Origin of the sequence: Pseudomonas sp. IPO3749 (genome assembly GCF_013386605.1) — a bacterium.
Lineage (GTDB): Bacteria > Pseudomonadota > Gammaproteobacteria > Pseudomonadales > Pseudomonadaceae > Aquipseudomonas > Aquipseudomonas azotoformans_A.
Genome location: NZ_JACARN010000001.1, coordinates 128,262 through 147,807 on the forward strand (window position 1 = coordinate 128,262; position 19,546 = coordinate 147,807).

General features: G+C 59.4%; 20 protein-coding genes. 9 read left to right on the top strand and 11 right to left on the bottom strand.

Features of this window, described 5'->3' with window-relative positions; genetic code table 11:
• Positions 1 to 6 precede the first annotated feature (6 nt).
• The 5 genes from HX812_RS00600 to HX812_RS00620 all read right to left on the bottom strand — a co-directional run bounded on the left by HX812_RS00600 (position 7) and on the right by HX812_RS00620 (position 7,005).
• Positions 7 to 1,227 carry an electron transfer flavoprotein subunit alpha/FixB family protein gene (locus HX812_RS00600; protein ID WP_038848871.1) on the bottom strand — a complete coding sequence of 407 codons (1,221 nt, stop codon included), beginning with the start codon at positions 1,225 to 1,227 and terminating at the stop codon, positions 7 to 9.
• Positions 1,227 to 3,170 carry a dimethylglycine demethylation protein DgcB gene (dgcB, locus tag HX812_RS00605; RefSeq protein WP_038848873.1) on the bottom strand — a complete coding sequence of 648 codons (1,944 nt, stop codon included), beginning with the start codon at positions 3,168 to 3,170 and terminating at the stop codon, positions 1,227 to 1,229. Before dgcB ends, HX812_RS00600 begins: the two co-directional genes overlap by 1 nt.
• Before the next feature lie 173 nt (positions 3,171 to 3,343).
• Positions 3,344 to 5,404, bottom strand: coding sequence for a dimethylglycine demethylation protein DgcA (gene dgcA, locus HX812_RS00610; protein ID WP_038848875.1), 2,061 nt, complete (start codon positions 5,402 to 5,404; stop codon positions 3,344 to 3,346).
• Between the two features lie 15 nt (positions 5,405 to 5,419).
• A complete protein-coding gene (locus HX812_RS00615) occupies positions 5,420 to 5,950 on the bottom strand; it encodes a DUF5943 domain-containing protein (RefSeq protein ID WP_038848876.1) in 531 nt (176 codons plus the stop codon).
• 77 nt (positions 5,951 to 6,027) lie between these two features.
• Complete coding sequence (locus HX812_RS00620) at positions 6,028 to 7,005, bottom strand: dipeptidase (RefSeq protein WP_005792153.1); 978 nt, start codon at positions 7,003 to 7,005, stop codon at positions 6,028 to 6,030.
• 219 nt (positions 7,006 to 7,224) lie between these two features.
• Between HX812_RS00620 and HX812_RS00625 the strand changes: the two genes are divergently transcribed.
• The 3 genes from HX812_RS00625 to HX812_RS00635 are packed head-to-tail and all read left to right on the top strand — an operon-like array spanning position 7,225 to position 8,588.
• On the top strand, positions 7,225 to 7,626 hold the full coding sequence (locus HX812_RS00625; RefSeq protein WP_016977792.1) for a lysozyme inhibitor LprI family protein: 402 nt from the start codon (positions 7,225 to 7,227) through the stop codon (positions 7,624 to 7,626).
• Positions 7,627 to 7,664: 38 nt separating this feature from the next.
• On the top strand, positions 7,665 to 8,147 hold the full coding sequence (locus HX812_RS00630; RefSeq protein ID WP_038848878.1) for a hypothetical protein: 483 nt from the start codon (positions 7,665 to 7,667) through the stop codon (positions 8,145 to 8,147).
• A gap of 27 nt (positions 8,148 to 8,174) precedes the next feature.
• The gene (locus tag HX812_RS00635) at positions 8,175 to 8,588 is read left to right on the top strand and encodes a DUF3010 family protein (RefSeq protein WP_038848880.1); all 414 of its coding nucleotides are present in this window, start codon (positions 8,175 to 8,177) and stop codon (positions 8,586 to 8,588) included.
• A 40-nt stretch (positions 8,589 to 8,628) separates the two neighbouring features.
• On the opposite strand, the gene HX812_RS00640 is transcribed toward HX812_RS00635, so the two are convergent.
• The 5 genes from HX812_RS00640 to HX812_RS00660 form a co-directional block, all read right to left on the bottom strand.
• Positions 8,629 to 9,078, bottom strand: coding sequence for an HIT family protein (locus HX812_RS00640; RefSeq protein WP_038848883.1), 450 nt, complete (start codon positions 9,076 to 9,078; stop codon positions 8,629 to 8,631).
• Positions 9,075 to 9,929, bottom strand: a complete 855-nt coding sequence (locus tag HX812_RS00645) for a macro domain-containing protein (protein WP_152514740.1) — start codon at positions 9,927 to 9,929, stop codon at positions 9,075 to 9,077. The genes HX812_RS00640 and HX812_RS00645 overlap by 4 nt, the downstream gene beginning before the upstream one ends.
• Positions 9,929 to 10,435, bottom strand: a complete 507-nt coding sequence (locus HX812_RS00650) for a TIR domain-containing protein (RefSeq protein WP_038848884.1) — start codon at positions 10,433 to 10,435, stop codon at positions 9,929 to 9,931. The genes HX812_RS00645 and HX812_RS00650 overlap by 1 nt, the downstream gene beginning before the upstream one ends.
• 241 nt (positions 10,436 to 10,676) lie before the next feature.
• Positions 10,677 to 11,840 carry an AAA family ATPase gene (locus HX812_RS00655; RefSeq protein WP_038848888.1) on the bottom strand — a complete coding sequence of 388 codons (1,164 nt, stop codon included), beginning with the start codon at positions 11,838 to 11,840 and terminating at the stop codon, positions 10,677 to 10,679.
• Between the two features lie 68 nt (positions 11,841 to 11,908).
• Positions 11,909 to 12,853 (bottom strand): GlxA family transcriptional regulator, encoded by a 945-nt coding sequence (locus HX812_RS00660; protein WP_016977789.1) that lies wholly within the window; start codon positions 12,851 to 12,853, stop codon positions 11,909 to 11,911.
• Between the two features lie 193 nt (positions 12,854 to 13,046).
• Between HX812_RS00660 and HX812_RS00665 the strand changes: the two genes are divergently transcribed.
• From HX812_RS00665 to HX812_RS00690, 6 genes are all read left to right on the top strand, one after another.
• On the top strand, positions 13,047 to 13,991 hold the full coding sequence (locus HX812_RS00665) for a choline ABC transporter substrate-binding protein (RefSeq protein WP_038848891.1): 945 nt from the start codon (positions 13,047 to 13,049) through the stop codon (positions 13,989 to 13,991).
• A 73-nt stretch (positions 13,992 to 14,064) separates the two neighbouring features.
• A complete protein-coding gene (locus tag HX812_RS00670; protein WP_038848894.1) occupies positions 14,065 to 14,952 on the top strand; it encodes a 3-keto-5-aminohexanoate cleavage protein in 888 nt (295 codons plus the stop codon).
• 30 nt (positions 14,953 to 14,982) lie between these two features.
• Positions 14,983 to 15,948 (top strand): L-carnitine dehydrogenase, encoded by a 966-nt coding sequence (locus HX812_RS00675; RefSeq protein WP_038848897.1) that lies wholly within the window; start codon positions 14,983 to 14,985, stop codon positions 15,946 to 15,948.
• A 13-nt stretch (positions 15,949 to 15,961) separates the two neighbouring features.
• Entirely contained in the window at positions 15,962 to 16,441 is a 480-nt protein-coding gene (locus HX812_RS00680; RefSeq protein ID WP_038848899.1) for a thioesterase family protein, read from the top strand.
• 9 nt (positions 16,442 to 16,450) lie between these two features.
• Positions 16,451 to 17,611: a gamma-butyrobetaine dioxygenase gene (locus tag HX812_RS00685; protein ID WP_038848900.1), complete on the top strand. Its 1,161-nt coding sequence runs from the start codon at positions 16,451 to 16,453 to the stop codon at positions 17,609 to 17,611.
• 286 nt (positions 17,612 to 17,897) lie between these two features.
• On the top strand, positions 17,898 to 18,161 hold the full coding sequence (locus tag HX812_RS00690) for a hypothetical protein (protein ID WP_010207120.1): 264 nt from the start codon (positions 17,898 to 17,900) through the stop codon (positions 18,159 to 18,161).
• Positions 18,162 to 18,231: 70 nt separating this feature from the next.
• Here HX812_RS00690 and HX812_RS00695 read toward each other — a convergent pair whose 3' ends face one another.
• Positions 18,232 to 19,335 carry a GlxA family transcriptional regulator gene (locus HX812_RS00695; protein ID WP_005792167.1) on the bottom strand — a complete coding sequence of 368 codons (1,104 nt, stop codon included), beginning with the start codon at positions 19,333 to 19,335 and terminating at the stop codon, positions 18,232 to 18,234.
• Between the last annotated feature and the right edge of the window lie 211 nt (positions 19,336 to 19,546).

The following is a 19,546-nucleotide window of genomic DNA, read 5'->3' on the forward strand; positions in this document are numbered from 1 at the left end:
ATATCCTCAAGCCGCATCGCGCTTGGCGCCGTTGCGGTAGGCCTCTACCGCAGCGATCAAGGCATGCAGAATCGCGGCGCTTTCGCCGATGACCGAGAGATCGGCCCGCTTGATCATGTCGCAACCAGGGTCGAGGTTGATCGCCACCACCTTGTCGCAGGCACCGATGCCTTGCAGGTGCTGGATCGCCCCGGAAATACCCACGGCCACGTAGACCCGCGCCGTCACCCAGGTGCCGCTGGCGCCGACCTGGCGATCACGCGCCATGAAGCCATCGTCCACCGCCACCCGCGAGGCGCCTTCGGTGGCGCCCAGGGCCGCAGCGGTCTGGTGGAACAGAGCCCAGTCCTTCACGCCGTTGCCGCCAGAGAAAATGAATTCCGCCTCGGCCATGGGAATCGCCGCCGGATCCACCGCCACTGCACCGAGGTCTTCGATGCGCGGCAGGCTGCGTGCCAGGGCTGTGGATAACTCCACGGGGAGCACTTCATGCCGTGTCTCACTGACAGGATCGGCGCATTCAGCGGCCGCCAGAATCAGGCGTGGCAGCGGACGGGCCAAGTCTTCCTGGCCCGCACCGGCGCGGCCGATGCACTCGTCGCCCTTGATCTGCCAAACCCGCGTAGCCGGGCGTTCCTTGAGGCTGGCGGCAAACCGTCGGCCCAGTTCGCCACCACCGCTGCGGCTGTCAGGCAGCAACCAGTGACGCGGATTGAACTGGTTATCCACAGCGCGCAAACCTTGCACTCGTTGTTCCGGTGAATAACCGTCGAATTCGTGGCCTTCCAGCACCAGCAGGCGATCAACCCCTGCGGTGGCAAATGCGCCTTCCTTGTGTTCGCCAAACACCACCGCCAGCACCGCACCGTCGCTGCCCGCCAATTGTCGGGCCAGGCCGAGCAAGTCACGGTCGTGGCTGCTCAAGCGGCCACCGACCATGTCCGGCACCACATTGATGTAGAACGCAGGCGCCGCCACCTGATGCAGCGGCAACTGCACTTCCACCGCCGCGGTACGCTTGGCCGCGCCGCCCTGCTGGGCGCCGCTGCGGTCGATGCGCTTGATGCCATTGGGGCCGATGAAGCCGACGCCATGGACGTTCTTGCGGATGACCCCGTTAGGTCCCATCCAGCTGTGTTGCACCGGTTGCATCGCTGCGTGCAGCGGGTGCAGGCGGTTGCGGGCGATCCATTCGGCCCGTGGGTCGCGGCGGATAATGTCGCTCATTAATGCACCTCCGCAGGTTCACGCTTGATGGGAGCTTTGGTGGGCACTGCATCTTCAAGTAATGCGTCGGCCACCAGCTCGGCAATATCCTTGATCAACGGGCGCGGCTCGACTACGCCTTCCAGCATCGCCGTGCATTGCGGGCAACCCACGGCCACCAGCTCGGCGCCGGTTTCGCGGATGTCTTCCATGCGCATATCCGGGATACGTTGCTTGCCGGGTATGTCGGTAATAGGCGCACCGCCGCCGCCACCGCAGCAGCGTGAACGGAAGCCCGAGCGTTGCATCTCCTTGACCTCGATCCCCAGCGCGCGCAGCACTTGGCGCGGCGCCTCGTATTCGCCGTTGTAGCGGCCCAGGTAACAAGGGTCGTGGTAGGTCACGCTGTTGCCCTTGTGCTGGCCCAGGTTCAACGCGCCCTCGCCGATCAGCTCGGCCATGAAGGTGCTGTGATGTTGCACCCGATAGTTGCCGTTGAAGGCGCCGTATTCGTTTTTCAGCACATGGAAGCTGTGCGGATCGCAGGTGACGATGCGCTTGAAGCTGTACTTGGCCAGGGTCTGGATATTGCGCGAAGCCAGCAACTGGAAGGTCGCTTCATCGCCCAGACGACGGGCCACATCGCCGCTGTCGCGTTCTTCCAGGCCCAGCACGGCAAAGTCGACCTTGGCCGCCTTGAGCACTTTGACGAAGGCACGCAGGGTACGTTGGTTGCGCATGTCGAAGGCACCGTCGCCGACCCAGAACAGCACGTCGGCACTGCCTTTTTCGCTGAGCAGCGGCAGGTTCAGGTCGGCCGCCCAGTTCAGGCGACCACCCGGTGCGAAACCGCCGGGGTTGTCGGTGGCGATCAGGTTTTCCAGGACTTCCGCGCCTTTGTTCGGCGTGGCGCCTTTTTCCAGGGTGAGGTGACGGCGCATGTCGACGATGGCGTCCACGTGCTCGATCATCATCGGGCACTCTTCCACGCAGGCGCGGCAGGTAGTGCAGGACCACAGGGTCTCGGCGTCCACCAGGCCGTTGACGATCGGCTGATGCGGGTTGCCGCTGTGTTCGCCGATGGCTTTGCCCGGATACGGGCTTCCGGCGAACTTGGCATCGGTGCCGCCGGCCAGGCCGACCACCATGTCCTGGATCAGCTTTTTCGGGTTCAGCGGCTGGCCGGCGGCGAAGGCCGGGCACGCGGCTTCGCACTTGCCGCACTGTACGCAGGCGTCGAAGCCGAGCAGTTGGTTCCAGGTGAAATCCTTGGGTTTCTCCACGCCCAACGGCGCGGTTTTATCGCCGAGGTCCAGCGGTTTCAAACCGGTGGAACGGCCGCCGCCAAAGCGCTCGGCGCGACGGTGCCAGGCCAGGTGCAAGGCACCGGCGAAGGCGTGCTTCATCGGGCCGCCCCAGGTCATGCCGAAGAACATCTCGGACACGCCCCACAGCACGCCCACGCCGAGCAACGCGGCGAGCAACCAGCCACCGAAGTCCGCTGGCAGAATCCCGGCCACCGGCAGGGTCACCAGGAAGAAACTGACCGAGAACGCCATCAGGCTTTTCGGCAGGCGCATCCATGGGCCTTTCGAAAGACGTGCAGGCGGATTGCGGCGGCGCAGGTAAACGAAGGTGGCGCCGACAAACATCAGCACCGACGCCAGCAGCAAGGCGTAACCGAGGATGCGATTCTGCAGGCCGAAGCCGTGGACCAGAATGGCGAGCAACGCCGACAGCACAAAACCCAGCGCGGTGGCGACGTGGGTGTTGGCGATGTATTTGTCGCGGGCGACCACGTGGTGCAGGTCGACCATGTAGCGCTTGGGCATGGCGAGCAGGCCGCCCAAAAGGTCGACCTTGGACGCGCGGCCACGGCGCCACATGTTCACCCGGCGCAGGGCGCCGAGGACGGCAAGACCCAGGGCGGCGAACAATAAAATGGGAAGCAGGGTGTTCAACATGGTGAAGCTCCCAAAGACCACACAGGTCTACTGTGAAACTGGCCCCAAATGTGGGAGCGGGCTTGCTCGCGAATGCGGTGTGTCAGCTGACGCATTCGGTGGCTGATTCCCCGCGTTCGCGAGCAAGCCCGCTCCCACATTTTTGACCGAGTACACATTGGTTCAAGGCTGGGTCAGAAATCCTTGCAAAGGCGCAGGGCGTCATAGATCGCAGCGTGGGTATTGCGCTGTGCCACACAGTCACCGATACGGAACAGCAAGTACCCCTCACCCGCCTCGCTCAGGCACGGCTGCGGCTTGATCGCGAACAAGGCTTCGACGTCGATCTGCCCCTTGTTGCGCGAGCCTTCCTTGAGTGCGTAGTAGATGGCTTCGTCCGGGCGCACGCCGTTCTCGACGACCACCTGGTCCACCACCCGCTCCTCTTTGGCGCCGGTGTATTCGTTCTCCAGCACCGCCACCAGCTTGTCGCCTTCGCGGTAGACCTTTTCCAGCATCATGTCGCCGGTCATGATCACTTCTTTCGGGTACATGCTGCGGTAGTAGGTCGGGAACGACGTACCGCCGATGGCCACGCCTGGCTTGATGTCGTCGGTGACGATCTCGACCTGGCTGCCCTTGTCCGCGAGGAAATCCGCCACCGACATGCCGGTGAATTCGCAGATGGTGTCGTACACCAGCACGTTCTTGCCCGGCGCCACTTTGCCGTCGAGCACATCCCAGCTGCTCACCACCAGGCCTTCGGCCGCGCCCCAGTGTTCGTTCTGTTCCACGTTCGGATGTCCACCCACCGCCAGCACCACCACGTCCGGACGCACGTCCAGGATAGTGTCGGCATCAGCGGCCACGCCCAGGCGCAGATCGACCTTCAACCGCGCCAACTCCAGTTGGTACCAGCGGGTGATACCGGCAATCTGGTCACGCTGCGGCGCCTTGGACGCCGTGGTGATCTGCCCACCAATAAACTCTTTCTTTTCGAACAGGGTCACGTCATGGCCGCGCTCGGCCGCTACGCGTGCAGCTTCCATCCCGGCCGGGCCGGCACCGACCACCACAACCTTGCGTTTGACGCCGGTGGTTTTTTCGATGATGTGCGGCACACCCATGTATTCACGGGAGGTCGCGGCGTTCTGGATGCACAACACATCCAGGCCCTGGTACTGGCGGTCGATGCAATAGTTGGCGCCGACGCACTGCTTGATCTGGTCGATCTGGCCCATCTTGATCTTGGCGATCAGGTGCGGGTCGGCGATGTGCGCACGGGTCATGCCGACCATGTCTACATAACCGCCTTCCAGAATGCGCGTGGCCTGGTTCGGGTCCTTGATGTTCTGCGCGTGCAGCACCGGGACCTTGACCACTTCCTTGATACCGGCCGCCAAGTGCAGGAACGGCTCCGGTGGATAACTCATGTTGGGGATCACGTTGGCCAGGGTGTTGTGCGTGTCGCACCCCGAGCCCACTACGCCGATGAAGTCCAGCATGCCGGTGTCATCGTAATACTTGGCAATCTGCTTCATGTCCTCATGGGACAAGCCGTCCGGGTGGAACTCGTCACCGCACAGGCGCATGCCCACGCAGAAGTCGTCACCGACTTCGGCGCGCACGGCTTTCAGCACTTCCAGGCCGAACTTCATGCGGCCTTCGAAGGTGCCGCCCCACTCGTCGGTACGCTTGTTGACCCGCGGGCTCCAGAACTGGTCGATCATGTGCTGGTGCACCGCAGACAGTTCCACACCGTCCAGGCCGCCGGCCTTGGCGCGTTTGGCTGCGCTGGCGTAGTTGCCGATCACGCGCCAGATTTCTTCCGGCTCGATGGTCTTGCAGGTCGCACGGTGCACCGGCTCACGCACGCCGGACGGCGACATCAGCGTGGGCCAGTTGAAGCCGTCCCAACGCGAGCGACGGCCCATGTGGGTAATCTGGATCATGATCTTGGCGCCATGCTTGTGCATCGCGTCGGCCAGGTTCTGGAAGTGCGGGATGATGCGGTCGGTGGACAGGTTGACCGAACTCCACCATTCCTGCGGGCTGTCGATAGCCACAACCGAGGAACCGCCGCAGATCGCCAGGCCGATACCGCCCTTGGCTTTCTCTTCGTAGTACTTCACATAGCGGTCGGTGGTCATGCCGCCGTCGGTCGCGTAGACCTCGGCGTGGGCGGTACTGAGCACGCGGTTGCGGATGGTCAGTTTGCCGATCTGGATCGGCTGGAACATTGCTTCGAAAGCCATGGCACGGTCCTCGGCTTACAACGGCTTGACGGTGAACAGGCCGTCATCGTGGCCCTCTTCGGAGCCTCCGTAGACTTGCTCTGCAACAGTGCGAATCTTGCTGCCACGCGCCTCAAGAATCTGGTCCATGGCGCCCGCAAACCAGCCAGTGAACATGTAGTCGACCTTGCGCCCGACCTTGCCGTACACGTACACAAACGCGGAGTGTTCCAGCTTGACGCTGCAGGTGCCTTTATCGAGGTCAATGTCCTGGATCTTGAACAGGCCCCAGCCGCGTTGCGACAGGCGCTTCATGTAGTGCTCGAACACCGCGACGCCTTCCAGGCCGTGGCATTCAGCTTCCTTTTCACACCAGTGCCAGGCGGATTTGTAGCCGGCCTTGTAGAGGATTTCGGCGTAGGCATCGGCGCCCAACACTTCTTCGATGCCGATGTGGTTGTTGACGAAGAAATGGCGTGGCACGTACAGCATCGGCAGGGCGTCGGAGGTCCAGACACCGGTTTCGCTGTCGACTTCGATAGGCAATTGCGGGGCGATCTTGGCCATGGAAACTTAACTCCAGAAAAATTCTTGTTAATGCCCCCGGCGCGAATGGCCGGGGAAAAAGATGCGTTGGCGGTGGCTTATTCGCCCCAGACGTCCTTGAGGACGTTGACCCAGTTTTCGCCCATGATCTTGCGTACCACGCGCTCAGGGTGGCCGCGCTTGAGCAGGGTCTCGGTGAGGTTGGGGAATTCGCCCACGGTGCGGATGCCCAGCGGGTTGATGATCTTGCCGAAGCTGGTCAGGCGGCGGGCGTAGCCCTTGTCATGGGTCAGCATTTCAAAGAAATCCTGGCCATGGCCCTGGGTGAAGTCGGTGCCGATGCCGATGGCGTCCTCGCCGACGATGTTCATGGTGTATTCGATGGCTTCGGCGTAGTCATCGATGGTCGAATCGATGCCTTTGGCCAGGAACGGCGCGAACATGGTCACGCCGACAAAACCACCGTGGTCGGCGATGAACTTGAGTTCTTCATCGGACTTGTTGCGCGGGTGCTCTTTAAGGCCGGACGGCAGGCAGTGGGAGTAGCACACCGGCTTTTTCGATTCGAGGATGACTTCTTCGGAAGTCTTGGAGCCGACGTGGGACAGGTCGCACATGATGCCGACGCGGTTCATCTCAGCGACGATCTCACGGCCGAAACCCGACAGGCCGCCATCACGCTCGTAGCAACCGGTGCCGACCAGGTTCTGGGTGTTGTAGCACATCTGCACCACACCGACGCCGAGCTGCTTGAAGATCTCGACATAGCCAAGCTGGTCTTCGAAGGCATGGGCGTTCTGGAAGCCGAAGATGATGCCGGTCTTGCCCTGCTCCTTGGCACGGCGGATGTCGGCGGTGGTTTTCACCGGGATCACCAGGTCGCTGTTTTCACGGATCAGGGTCTGGCTGGCCACGATATTGTTGATGGTGGCCTGGAACCCTTCCCACACCGACACGGTGCAGTTGGCAGCGGTGAGGCCGCCTTTGCGCATGTCCTCGAACAGGTCGCGGTTCCACTTGGCAATAATCAGCCCGTCGATAACGATGCTGTCGGCGTGCAATTCGGCTGGGCTCATCAGGCGTCCCCTTATTGGCGATTCATGCGCCGAATCGTCTGCCGGCGCTTTGGGGCCAGCATATGCCCAGGGGCCGACAGAGCCGGGTGCAAAAACGACAGGGGAATTGCCGAAAGCGTCAATCCACGACAAAGGCTGTTATGAGTGGTCTGACTGGCGGCTGTTCTTTGTCCTACGCTTGAGCCAGAATTCCCGCATCACCTGATATGAGACGGCGCAATGAAATCGATTTTCCTGGCTTTGGCACTCATCGCAACCGGCGTCCACGCGGCCGAAGACACCGACAGCACGCCGTGCGACGGCATCGAAAACGACAAGCAAACCCTGGAATGCGCCTCTTACAACAAAACCACTGCTGAACAACTGCTCAAAGACAACTATCAAGGCCTGCTGGAACGCATGGCTTCGACCTACGGCAGCGACAAGACCAAGCTGGCGGACATTACCGCTCGTCTGAAGGATGCCCAGCAGAAGTGGGAAAAATTACGGGATGCCGATTGCGCCGTGGACACCTTCCCAGCAGTGAACGGCACCAAGGCGTATGCGATTGCGCAGAATGACTGCCTGGCACGGATGAGCGATGAGCGGTCGGAGTTTTTGGAGTCGATCGGGCAGGAGTAACCCGGTTGAGCAACTTGATCCACTGAAAAGGAAGTCACATGTACTACGCCCGCGAAGCGGAACGGGATTTCCTGTTCACGCACGCTGTCTTGCTGTTTCTATTCACCTTGATACTGGCGCTGATGTTGTCGCTATCCGTCAGCCGGGGCGCGCGCCATGGGCTGATCAAGGCGGGGCCCGTTGAGACAGTCGGACAGATCACCCAACTCGAAAGCGTCGGCCCGCGCAACTCAAGCACCAACGTGTATTACACGTTCAACCATGAAGGCCAGCGTGAAGACGGCATGGTCAATAACAGTTTTCACGTTGAAGACCCTGGCTACGAAATCGGCGCCGACGTTGCCGTGGTGTATTCAAGATGGTTTCCATCAGTGCATAACATCAAGGCGAACTTCCATTACAGTTCGCCCAACTTCTACATCCTGAGTGTGAGCGCCAGCCTGATGATCCTGTGCTGGGTGCTGATCCTCTGGACGGTGCATCGGATCTATCAGCACAAGGCTGAAGACCGCTACTACTGAAACTTTCTCTATCCCACAGGCTTGAACATGATTATTTGCGGCATCGAAATCAAAGGCAGCGAAGCCATCATCGCCGTTGCCTCCCTGGACAACCAGGCGCTGAACCACATCTCCCTGGCCACCAAGAAAATCGCCTTGGACGACGACGATGAAGCGGTCAACGTGAAAACCTTCGCCTCGCAGGTGAAGGCGTTTGTGCAGGCCAACGGCATCGAGCGTATCGCGATCAAGAAGCGCAGCAAGAAAGGTGAATTCGCCGGTGGGCCGACCACGTTCAAGATTGAGGGCGTGTTCCAGCTGCTGGACGGTGTGGACGTGACGTTGTTGTCGCCGCAGACCATTAATGCGCTGAACAAGAAGCACGTTTTTGAACTGCCGGCGACGTTGAACAAATACCAACATGAGGCTTACAAGACCGCGCGCGCGCAGTTATTAAAATAAAATCATCTCCTGCGCAATCACATTGCACAGGAGAGATAATTTAATCAATAATGATTAGGGGCCTAATTTTAGCTGCGATACCATCGGTATCTGCAACTGCAATTTCGGGAACCTCTCCCCACTCGGTCCCTCCGCCATCTAGGGTACCTGCAACGTGAAAATGAAAATGGCTAATTGTTTGATTTGCTGACACACCGTTATTTTGCCAAACAGAAATCCCCTCACTGCCATAAAGTTTGTCTATTGCTATTGCTACTCTCTTGACACCTATTGCCAACGCCCCCAACTCCTCGTCGGTGACATGCAGTATATTAGGCCTATGCTGTATAGGTATGACGAGCAAGTGAGGATTACCTCTTTGCTCTCGCGTCACTAAAATAGCGATCAAATCATTTCGAGCTACAATTGTATAATCGCGCTCGCCATTGAGATACTGGCAGAACGCACAGACTCCATCATCGGGCATTTCTATATTGTCACAGGTTTTCATGATGGCCTCAGAGATGACAAAAATGACTGCAACTCCATCCTATCAAGCTTCTCAAATTCCGTAGGATGAACAACAATTCTCAGTTCTTCACAGATTCTTTCTTTTCGAGATGCAAACATAAACGAAAGGGCAATAAGTCTAATTGAATCTTGGGCAGGTAGAATATTTGATAGTCTTGCCTGACCACCACCTATCACTGGAACTGCCACAGCCTCTCCGTTTCCATAAACGGAAATTTCTTGCCATAAAGCAAGAAGACTTTTCCAAACTCCATCAACCGTGCCACGGGCTTCGTTTTTTTCGTTCATTTCTGTATAAGCGGACAAAAATAGGTACCTGCTACCTCGCTTAATTGATGCTACCGCACCAACCCCATAACGAGTGGTTTTCCCGGGCTTCAGGATTTCTCCAACTTTAGGTTTCCCGACCAAAGCCCTATCAATACACTCGTCAAGTTCCTGAGTGTCATCACCAAAAAACTTACTTAAAACTTGGCCCTGCACACTTTTTGGCGCGATTATTCTAGGAGTTTGAGTATCGAAGGTATCATTGACCCCAATAACTATGTGACAATTTTCCTCCAAAAGATCTCCTTTAAAAATACGTATTACAGTTTTAGGAGAGCTAAATGATTGTTCTATCGGCCGGGGCCACGCTCGATACCCACCAAACAAAAGTGAAGCCACAGTGAAAATTGTAAACGGCAACCCTCCCTTAAAGAAATCTAACTCAGGATAAAACAACAAAAGCAACTGAATAGAACTAGAGATCACACCTAAAAACGCAAATGCATTTATTACAAATTTACGCCAGAATCTCAGCGTACGGACATCACTAACTAACGACCCCATTATAACCCCAACCTCGAGTAAACATCTGGAATATAGTGAACCGCCCCCGTCTTCGACGAGTCAAAGGCTGGAGCAAAATTATCAAGCGCGTACTTAATGATTTTTGGCTGAAAAGACACTGACAGCGTGTAATAATTAACCCCAAACAATGGCGAAGGAATAAAACGTTCATCCGATTCGCGCATACCATTAATATTAGCAACCACAACAGGTAGTTTAAACTCTTTAAGGATTTCCACTTCATACCCAAGAAAAGTATTGTAATCCCCACCTTTCCTTCGCGCATCCTTACTCCCGAGAAAAACTATCTGCTTAGCGTTTTTCATTCGCTCGCGAAGTCTTCTTTTTATGGTATCGGGAGTACTTGTATCCCTTGCCTGAAACAAATCATGAGCATTGAAAAACTCAAAATCAATGTGGTCGTTTTTTCGCCAAGCATCCATTAACCAATAATATTTGATATCTTCGCTTGCAAATGCCACATAAGTTTTATTTCTATAACTCATAGCTCGACCGTCCCTAGCAGAATAATTAATTCAAAACACACCAACGCTGACAGCGGCCTATTTAACCACCACGCACAGCAAACAATATCACAATGACATCATGGCTGGGGCGAAGACATTCTCACCTCATAATTTTATTTTTTGGTAAATCCCGTAGTGAAATTTGGTGCCAAACGAGCAGCTACCTCAAGTATGAGCACGCGCCCATCAAATATGCTTGCTGGCACCGCTCAAGAAACAATTAGCGGGTTTTAAGCCAATCGCCAAAGGTCTTGTCCTCCAGTGCATAACCGCCCCGGCTCGACTTCCACACCAGTTCCTTGTCGCGCAGGGCATCGATGCAAGCCTGAATCGTCTGGGTGCCCGGCACCACGTCGCTGCCCATGTCTTCCAGCGCTTTGCTGACCGCAGCGAGGGTGCTGTCGGTGAACGGCGCGAAGGGTTCGTTGGTTTGAGAGCGCTCTACCATCACTTGCAGCACGGCGCGCTGGGGGATGGTGAGCGTGTTCCAGGCGCTTTCGAATTCGGTCCACACACCTGCGCGCAACAGTTCGGCGCGACTGTGCAGCAGTTGGCCCAAATTGCTCGCCTCGCCCAGCTCCAGTGCCACTTCACCGATGATCGTGCGCAACATCTCGGGGCGCCGGCCAACCAGCTCAAACGCCTCATCGATATCGGCCGCGTTGAATTGGTTGGTTTTCGCCAAGTGCGCGTTGAGGTGCGCGGTATAGGCCTGGGTGAACGCTTTGCCCAGCAACGGGAACGGCGTAATGCTGGAACCGAAGAACGGCTGGCTTTTACCCAATACCAGGTGGGCCAGCTTGTCGCGATTGGAGCCAGTGAACACCAGATGCAAACCGCTGCCTTCCTCGTCACGCCCCTGGTTGAGCTGATCCCGGGCGGCCTTCAGCGCAAACATCGCATTGATGCCTGAATCGCTGGTCAAGGCGTGCTGCGCCTCGTCAATCACCAGGACGACGGTTTTTTCCGCCGCGTGATGCAGCAGTTCCAAGGCTTGAGTCAAGGTCGCGCCGACCGGCAATTGAGGCTTGCTGAAGTCCCAGGACAGCGTACGCAGAAAGCTCAGTTTCTCGATCCCAAGGTTCTTGGCCAGCTTGCGAATGCCCTTTTCATAGGGCACCAGCGCTGCGGCAATGGCGCTGGCAATCAACTCCGCGGGGTCTTTTTCTTTGTCAGCCCACAGATCGACGTACACCGCCAGCCACCCTCGAAGCTGACACTCCGGGATCAGGTCTTCGCGTAAAAAAGTACTTTTGCCCGTGCGACGCGGCGCCGCGAGAAACAGGCCAGAGGTGAAATCCTGGATACCGGCCCCCACCAGGCCGTCGGCAATGCTGCTTGCCAGCGCGGGACGGCGGAATACAAAGCCGCTGTGCTTGGACATGGTTTTATACTCAATTATGGAAAGGACTATAAATTATAGTAACGAGTATAATTGACTATAATTGGCCGTCAAACCACTTCCCTTCGCCGATCCTCCCTCGGGCACTTCGCAAACCGTGCCCGATAACTACGGGTGAAATACGACGGCGACTCAAACCCACAGGCAATGCTCACTTCCAACACACTCATATCACTCTGGCGCAGCAGCTGCCGGGCTTTCTCCAGGCGCAGGCCGAGGTAGAAGTTGCTGGGAGTGTCGTTCAGGTGCAGGCGGAACAGGCGCTCCAGTTGGCGACGCGTGACTTTGATCGCTTCGGCCAAGGCCAAAGTGCTCAGGGGCGGCTCGGTGTGCTGCTCCATCTCGCCGATCACTTGCACCAGTTTTTTGTTGTTGATGCCGTAGCGCGTGGCGATCTGCATGCGCTGGTGGTCTTTGCGTGGGCGGATGCGGCCGAGCACGAATTGCTCGGAGACCTGGATCGCCAGTTCGGGGCCGTGGGCCTGGGCGATCAGGTCGAGCATCAGGTCGATGGAGGCCGTACCGCCGGCGCAGGTGATGCGGCGGCGATCGATTTCGAACAGCTCCTGGGTCACGGTGAGCTGTGGATAAGATTCCTTGAACGCGTCGATGGCTTCCCAGTGCAGGGTCAGGCGGTGGCCGTCGAGCAGGCCGGCTTCGGCGAGGACGCAGGCGCCGGTGTCGATGGCGCCGAGGGTCACGCCGTCGTGGTCGAGGCGGCGCAGCCAGTGTTCCAGCGCGGGGGTGGCGAATTGCAGCGGTTCGAAGCCCGCGACCACCAGCAAGGTCGCGCCTTTTTTCAACGGTTCCAGCGCGGCGTCGGCGTTGACCGACATGCCATTGCTCGCCAGCACCGCGCCGCCATCGGCGCTCAGCACGTGCCAGCGGTACAGCTCGCCACGAAAGCGGTTGGCCACCCGCAGCGGTTCCAGCGCGGAGATAAAGCCGATGGCCGAGAAGCCCGGCATCAGCAGAAAGTAGAAATCCTGGGACATGGTGGCGCTCTCGTCGGACGGGCAGCGTGGCACTGTGATACTCCCGTTCTCGGGTGGATTCAAGGGGGCAGGTCGCTGCAGTGCAAGAGCTGGTCGCCGCCGTGCGTTTTATAGGCCCTCAAGCTGCGTAACTTGATCCCACGGCGCACAAAGACGCCGGACCCCACAATAACGACCTGCCGAGGGATCCACCATGAACCGACTGATCAGCCGCTGTGTGCTTGCACTCAGCGCCAGCGCCATCTTGAGCACGAACGTACTGGCTGCCGATGCGGCATCTTGCCAGAACGTGCGCATGGGCGTGGTGAACTGGACCGACGTAATCGCCACCAGCGCCATGACCCAAGTGTTGCTCGACGGCCTCGGCTACAAGACCAAACAGACCAGCGCCTCCCAGCAAATCATCTTCGCCGGCATCCGCGACCAGCGCCTGGATCTGTTCCTGGGCTACTGGAACCCGCTGATGACCCAGACCATCACGCCGTTCGTCGACGCCAAGCAAGTCAAGGTCCTCGACAAACCCAGCCTCGAAGACGCGCGCGCCACCCTCGCCGTGCCGACTTACCTGGCGGACAAGGGCCTGAAAACCTTCGCTGACATCGCCAAGTTCGAAAAAGAGCTGGGCGGCAAGATCTACGGCATCGAGCCAGGCTCGGGCGCCAACACCCAGATCAAGGCAATGATCGCCAAGAACCAGTTCGGCCTGGGCAAGTTCCAGCTGGTCGAGTCCAGTGAAGCCGGCATGCTCGCCGCCGTCGACCGCGCGGTGCGCCGCAAGGAAGCCGTGGTGTTCTTCGGCTGGGCGCCGCACCCGATGAACGTCAACGTCGCCATGACCTACCTCACCGGCAGCGATGACGCCCTGGGCCCGAACGAAGGCATGGCCACCGTGTGGAGCGTCACCGCGCCGAACTACGCCGAGCAGTGCCCCAACGTGCACAAACTGCTGACCAACCTCACCTTCACCGCCGCCGACGAGAGCCGGATGATGCAGCCGTTGCTGGATCACAAGGACGCCATCGAGTCCGCCAAGCAGTGGCTCAAGGACCACCCGCAAGACCAGGCGCGCTGGCTGGAGGGTGTGACCACCTTCGACGGCAAGCCGGCCGCGGCCAACCTGCAACTGACCAGCCAATAACTTTTTCTGAACCACCGTTTCGCAGCTCAACCGGGCTGCGAACGGCACCACCACGCCTGTAAGGAACCGCCAAATGAATCACGACGTCATCATCACCTGCGCACTCACCGGTGCTGGCGACACGACCAGCCGCAGCCCCCACGTGCCGGTCACCCCCAAACAAATCGCCGCCGCTGCCGTGGAAGCTGCCAAGGCCGGCGCCACCGTTGTGCACTGCCATGTGCGTGATCCTGAAACCGGCAAGTTCAGCCGCGACGTCGCCCTGTACCGCGAAGTGATGGAGCGCATTCGCGAGGCCGACATCGACATTATCGTCAACCTCACCGCCGGCATGGGCGGCGACCTGGAGATCGGCGGCGGCGAGAACCCAATGGAGTTCGGCCCCAACACCGACCTGGTCGGCCCGTTGACCCGTCTGGCTCACGTCGAAGAGCTGCTGCCGGAAATCTGCACCCTGGACTGCGGCACCCTGAACTTTGGCGATGGCGACACTATTTACGTCTCCACCCCGGCGCAACTGCGGGCCGGCGCCAAGCGCATCCAGGAACTGGGCGTGAAGGCCGAGCTGGAAATCTTCGACACCGGCCACCTGTGGTTCGCCAAGCAGATGATCAAGGAAGGCCTGCTCGACAACCCGCTGTTCCAACTGTGCCTGGGCATCCCGTGGGGCGCGCCGGCCGACACCACCACCATGAAAGCCATGGTCGACAACCTGCCCGCCGACGCGGTGTGGGCGGGCTTTGGCATCGGCCGCATGCAAATGCCGATGGCGGCGCAAGCGGTGCTGCTGGGCGGCAACGTGCGGGTCGGCCTGGAAGACAACCTGTGGCTGGACAAAGGCGTGCTCGCCACCAACGGCCAGTTGGTGGAGCGCGCCAGTGAAATCCTCAGCCGCCTGGGTGCACGGGTCATGACCCCGGCCGAGGGCCGAATCAAGATGGGTTTGACCAAGCGCGGTTGATCGCAGCCACCACTTTTTTAGGAATTTGCCATGAGCTTTATCACCGAAATCAAAACCTTCGCCGCCCTCGGCAGCGGTGTCATCGGCAGCGGCTGGGTGTCCCGCGCCTTGGCCCATGGCCTGGATGTGGTCGCCTGGGACCCGGCGCCCGGTGCCGAAGCCGCACTGCGCAAACGCGTCGCCAACGCCTGGGGCGCCTTGGAAAAACAAGGCCTGGCGCCGGGTGCGTCCCAGGACCGCCTGCGCTTTGTCGCCACCATTGAAGAGTGCGTGAAAGACGCCGACTTCATCCAGGAAAGCGCCCCGGAACGCCTGGAACTGAAACTCGACCTGCACAGCAAGATCAGCGCTGCGGCCAAACCGAATGCGTTGATTGGCTCGAGCACGTCCGGTCTGTTGCCGAGCGAGTTCTACGAGGGTTCGACCCACCCTGAGCGCTGCGTGGTCGGCCACCCGTTCAACCCGGTTTACCTGCTGCCGCTGGTGGAAGTGGTCGGCGGCAAGAACACCGCGCCGCAAGCCGTTCAGGCCGCGATCAAGGTGTATGAATCCCTCGGCATGCGCCCCCTGCACGTGCGCAAGGAGGTCCCAGGCTTTATCGCCGACCGCCTGCTCGAAGCGCTGTGGCGTGAGGCCTTGCACCTGGTCAATGACGGCGTGGCCACCACCGGTGAAATCGACGACGCGATCCGCTTTGGCGCGGGCTTGCGCTGGTCGTTCATGGGCACCTTCCTGACCTACACCCTGGCAGGCGGCGACGCCGGCATGCGTCACTTCATGGCGCAGTTCGGCCCGGCGCTGCAATTGCCGTGGACCTACCTGCCAGCGCCAGAGCTGACCGACAAGCTGATCGACGATGTGGTCGACGGCACCAGCGATCAACTGGGCAAACACAGCATTTCGGCACTGGAGCGCTATCGTGATGATTGCCTGCTGGCGGTGCTGGAAGCGGTGAAAACCACCAAGGCCAAGCACGGCATGACGTTCGCCGAATAACGGAACCCCTGACATGCCCGCACTCACCACCTACACCACCCAGGTCCACCCCGACTGGGTGGACTACAACGGCCACCTGCGCGACGCGTTCTACCTGCTGATCTTCAGCTACGCCACCGACGCGCTGATGGACACCCTGGGCCTGGACAGTGAAAACCGCGAAGCCAGCGGCCATTCGCTGTTCACCCTGGAGCTGCACCTCAACTACCTGCACGAAGTGAAACTGGGTGCCGACGTGGAGGTGCATACCCAACTGATCGCCTTTGATGCCAAGCGCCTGCACCTCTATCACAGCCTGCATTTAGTGGGCGATGAAAAGGAGCTGGCGGGCAACGAGCAGATGCTGCTGCACGTTGATCTGGCCGGTCCGAATTCGGCGCCGTTCACCGAGGCCACGCTGGGAAAACTTACGGCTATCAGTGCGCAGCAGGCTGACCTGCCGCGCCCTGCCTTGCTTGGCCGAGTGATTGGACTGCCCCCTAAAAAACAATAAGGAGCCACCATGCAAACCGCCGCCGCTGTCGCCGATTTCCGTACCTACCCGAAGATCTGCGACATCGCGGACGTGCGGGTGCTGGACGATCAAATCCTCGTGCATTGGGCCGATGGGCGGGTCAGCCCGTTTCATCATCAATGGCTGCGGGACAACTGCCCCTGTGCAGAATGCGTGTACAGCGTGACCCGTGAACAAGTGCTGGAGATTGTCGACGTGGACGCCAATCTCAGGGCTGCCTCGGCCCGTCTTGATCAAGGCAATCTGTGGGTGGAATGGAGCGGCGGCCACCGCAGCCAGTACGATCCCGGCTGGTTGCGGGCTCATGCCTATGACGACGAATCCCGCGCCGAACGCCGTGCGGCAAAGCCCCAATCGCAGCTGTGGGACCGTCACTTCCAACTGCCGGTGTTCGACTACTCGGCGGTCATGGAAGACCCGAACGCGCTGCTGCAATGGTTGCTGGCGCTGCGCGATTCAGGCCTGACGCAAATCCGAGGCGTCCCAATCGAGCCCGGCTCGCTGGCGCTGATCGCCAAGCGCATTGCCTTCATCCGCGAGAGCAACTTCGGTGTGCTGTTCAATGTGCAATCCAAGGCCGATGCCGATAGCAATGCCTACACCGCTTTCAACCTGCCCTTGCACACCGATCTGCCCACGCGGGAGCTGCAACCGGGCCTGCAATTCCTGCATTGCCTGGTGAACGATGCCAGCGGTGGCGAGAGCATTTTTGTCGACGGGTTTGCCATCGCCAACGCTCTGCGCACGGAAGAGCCCGAAGCGTTCCGGGCACTGTGTGAGATCCCGGTGGAGTTTCGCAACAAGGACCGGCACAGCGACTATCGCCGCCTGGCGCCGATCATTGCGCTGGATGCGCTGGGGGATGTGGCGGAGATTCGCATGGCCAACTTTTTGCGTGGGCCGTTTGAGGCCAGCGTTACCCAGATGCCGTTGCTGTATCGCGCGTATCGAGGTTTTATCGCCATGACGCGGGAGGATCGCTTTCGTCTGGTCAAGCGCTTGAATCCGGGGGAGTTGTGGTGCTTCGACAACCGCCGCACCTTGCATGCGCGTCATGCTTTTGACCCGGCTTCCGGGGCGCGGCATTTTCAAGGATGTTATATCGATAGGGATGAGTTGCTCTCGCGCATTTTGGTGTTGCAACGGTAGACCGTGGCGCGCCCTTCGCGAGCAAGCCCGCTCCCACAAAAAAAGCCCCGATCCAGCCGTGACTGGATCGGGGCAGAGTGCCTTGTGTGAGCGTGACATCCTGAGGGTGACCAAACCTTCAAGCTGAGTGCTTGGGTTCAGTGTGCCCATTAATGCGCTCGGTAAATGGCCCGAAAACGACATGCTCGTAGCCATCTGAGGCATTCGTGCAATCTGGCCTTGCCGACCGCTTGGGCGGCTACCAGAATCGAGGTCAAACCCCGTTCCCTTCACCAGGATAAACGTCATGATGCATGCGGATTTGATTGACCAGGATGACCTGCTGGGCCAACTGCGCTCACTGGGTTTTGAAGTGTCCAGCGGCGCCACCGCCGAGCAGGCCTGCGAATGTGCGGTGCGTGGGTTGAGCGAGGCGCGGGCCAAGGCGCTCAAGGGGATGGTTGAACAGATGTACACCGGTAGTGCGACGATATTGCCGGCGGTGCGGCAGGCGATCGATAAGCAGTTGTTGCCGGCGTTGGTGCAGTTCAAACAGAACTCTGGCGCCTGATAAATCGTTGTGGTGAGCGGGCTTGTTGTGGTGAGCCCGCTCACCACAACAGCCCAGCTCACCAAAAGGTCTAGAGCCTTACGCTGGCGAACGTCGATTCGTTTCTGGCCTGACTCAACGCCGACATCGGTCCCGATAACGGTGACAACACCAGCGCCTGCGGAATCGGCATCATCGCCACTTGTTGGGTGGTGTTGGAACCCACACGCTCATCCCGTGGCGGAATGCCGAAGTATTCGCGGTAGCACTTGGAGAAGTGCGGCGTGGAAACAAACCCGCACACCGACGCCACTTCGATGATCGACATCGGCGTTTGCTTGAGCAACTGCCGTGCACGGATCAGGCGCAGCTTGAGGTAGTAACGCGACGGCGAACAATGCAGGTATTTCTGGAACAGGCGCTCCAACTGGCGACGCGACACGGCGACATACACCGCCAGTTCGTCCAGGTCGATCGGCTCTTCCAGGTTGGCTTCCATCAGCGCGACGATTTCCTGCAGCTTCGGCTGGTTGGTGCCGAGCATGTGCTTGAGCGGCACACGCTGGTGATCCTGTTCGTTGCGGATGCGCTCGTACACGAACATCTCGGAGATGGCGGCCGACAGTTCACGGCCGTGGTCGCGGCTGATCAGGTGCAGCATCATGTCCAGTGGCGCGGTGCCGCCGGAACTGGTGAAGCGGTTGCGGTCGAGGGTGAACAGGCGTGTGCTCATGGCCACGCGGGGGAAGGCTTCCTGCATCGAGGCCAGGCATTCCCAGTGCACGCTGCAATCAAACCCATCGAGCAAACCGGCGCAGGCCAGGGCCCAACTGCCGGTGCATACAGCGCCCAAACGGCGCGATTGGCGCGCCTGGCTTTGCAGCCACGACACATGTTCACGGGTCACCGTACGTTGGATACCCACGCCGCCGCACACGATCACGGTGTCCAGGGCTGGGGCTTTGTGCATGGAAGCATCGGGGGTGATTTGCAGACCGTCGCTGGCCCACACCTGGTTTCCGTCGACACTCAAGGTCGTCCAACGATACAGCTCGCGACCGGAGAGCTGGTTGGCCATGCGCAGGGGTTCGACTGCGGAGGCCAGGGAAATCAGCGTGAAATTGTCCAGCAGCAAAAAGCCGATGGATTGAGGCGCACGGTTCTGGGGTTGGGCCCCGGAGTTGAACGACGTCATCGCGGTATCTCCTCACACAAAGCGGGTGATGGCCTCAGGCGAGGCTCTTGTTATTGCGCTCTTCATCCAGCCAGGAGAGAGGCTTTGAATTGATAGAGCAAATGCCATGCCTAAAATTGAATGGCCGTCCAATAACTCCTAAAAACGACCTGATGACGTGTCTAAACAAGCCCGCGCCGCGAGTACGGATATAGCCGGAATCGGCTGTAGG

Coding starts and splice junctions, on each gene's coding strand:
- HX812_RS00600 (WP_038848871.1), bottom strand. CDS start 1,227: ATGAGCGACATTATCCGCCGCGACCCACGGGCCGAATGGATCGCCCGC.
- dgcB (WP_038848873.1), bottom strand. CDS start 3,170: ATGTTGAACACCCTGCTTCCCATTTTATTGTTCGCCGCCCTGGGTCTT.
- dgcA (WP_038848875.1), bottom strand. CDS start 5,404: ATGGCTTTCGAAGCAATGTTCCAGCCGATCCAGATCGGCAAACTGACC.
- HX812_RS00615 (WP_038848876.1), bottom strand. CDS start 5,950: ATGGCCAAGATCGCCCCGCAATTGCCTATCGAAGTCGACAGCGAAACC.
- HX812_RS00620 (WP_005792153.1), bottom strand. CDS start 7,005: ATGAGCCCAGCCGAATTGCACGCCGACAGCATCGTTATCGACGGGCTG.
- HX812_RS00625 (WP_016977792.1), top strand. CDS start 7,225: ATGAAATCGATTTTCCTGGCTTTGGCACTCATCGCAACCGGCGTCCAC.
- HX812_RS00630 (WP_038848878.1), top strand. CDS start 7,665: ATGTACTACGCCCGCGAAGCGGAACGGGATTTCCTGTTCACGCACGCT.
- HX812_RS00635 (WP_038848880.1), top strand. CDS start 8,175: ATGATTATTTGCGGCATCGAAATCAAAGGCAGCGAAGCCATCATCGCC.
- HX812_RS00640 (WP_038848883.1), bottom strand. CDS start 9,078: ATGAAAACCTGTGACAATATAGAAATGCCCGATGATGGAGTCTGTGCG.
- HX812_RS00645 (WP_152514740.1), bottom strand. CDS start 9,929: ATGGGGTCGTTAGTTAGTGATGTCCGTACGCTGAGATTCTGGCGTAAA.
- HX812_RS00650 (WP_038848884.1), bottom strand. CDS start 10,435: ATGAGTTATAGAAATAAAACTTATGTGGCATTTGCAAGCGAAGATATC.
- HX812_RS00655 (WP_038848888.1), bottom strand. CDS start 11,840: ATGTCCAAGCACAGCGGCTTTGTATTCCGCCGTCCCGCGCTGGCAAGC.
- HX812_RS00660 (WP_016977789.1), bottom strand. CDS start 12,853: ATGTCCCAGGATTTCTACTTTCTGCTGATGCCGGGCTTCTCGGCCATC.
- HX812_RS00665 (WP_038848891.1), top strand. CDS start 13,047: ATGAACCGACTGATCAGCCGCTGTGTGCTTGCACTCAGCGCCAGCGCC.
- HX812_RS00670 (WP_038848894.1), top strand. CDS start 14,065: ATGAATCACGACGTCATCATCACCTGCGCACTCACCGGTGCTGGCGAC.
- HX812_RS00675 (WP_038848897.1), top strand. CDS start 14,983: ATGAGCTTTATCACCGAAATCAAAACCTTCGCCGCCCTCGGCAGCGGT.
- HX812_RS00680 (WP_038848899.1), top strand. CDS start 15,962: ATGCCCGCACTCACCACCTACACCACCCAGGTCCACCCCGACTGGGTG.
- HX812_RS00685 (WP_038848900.1), top strand. CDS start 16,451: ATGCAAACCGCCGCCGCTGTCGCCGATTTCCGTACCTACCCGAAGATC.
- HX812_RS00690 (WP_010207120.1), top strand. CDS start 17,898: ATGATGCATGCGGATTTGATTGACCAGGATGACCTGCTGGGCCAACTG.
- HX812_RS00695 (WP_005792167.1), bottom strand. CDS start 19,335: ATGACGTCGTTCAACTCCGGGGCCCAACCCCAGAACCGTGCGCCTCAA.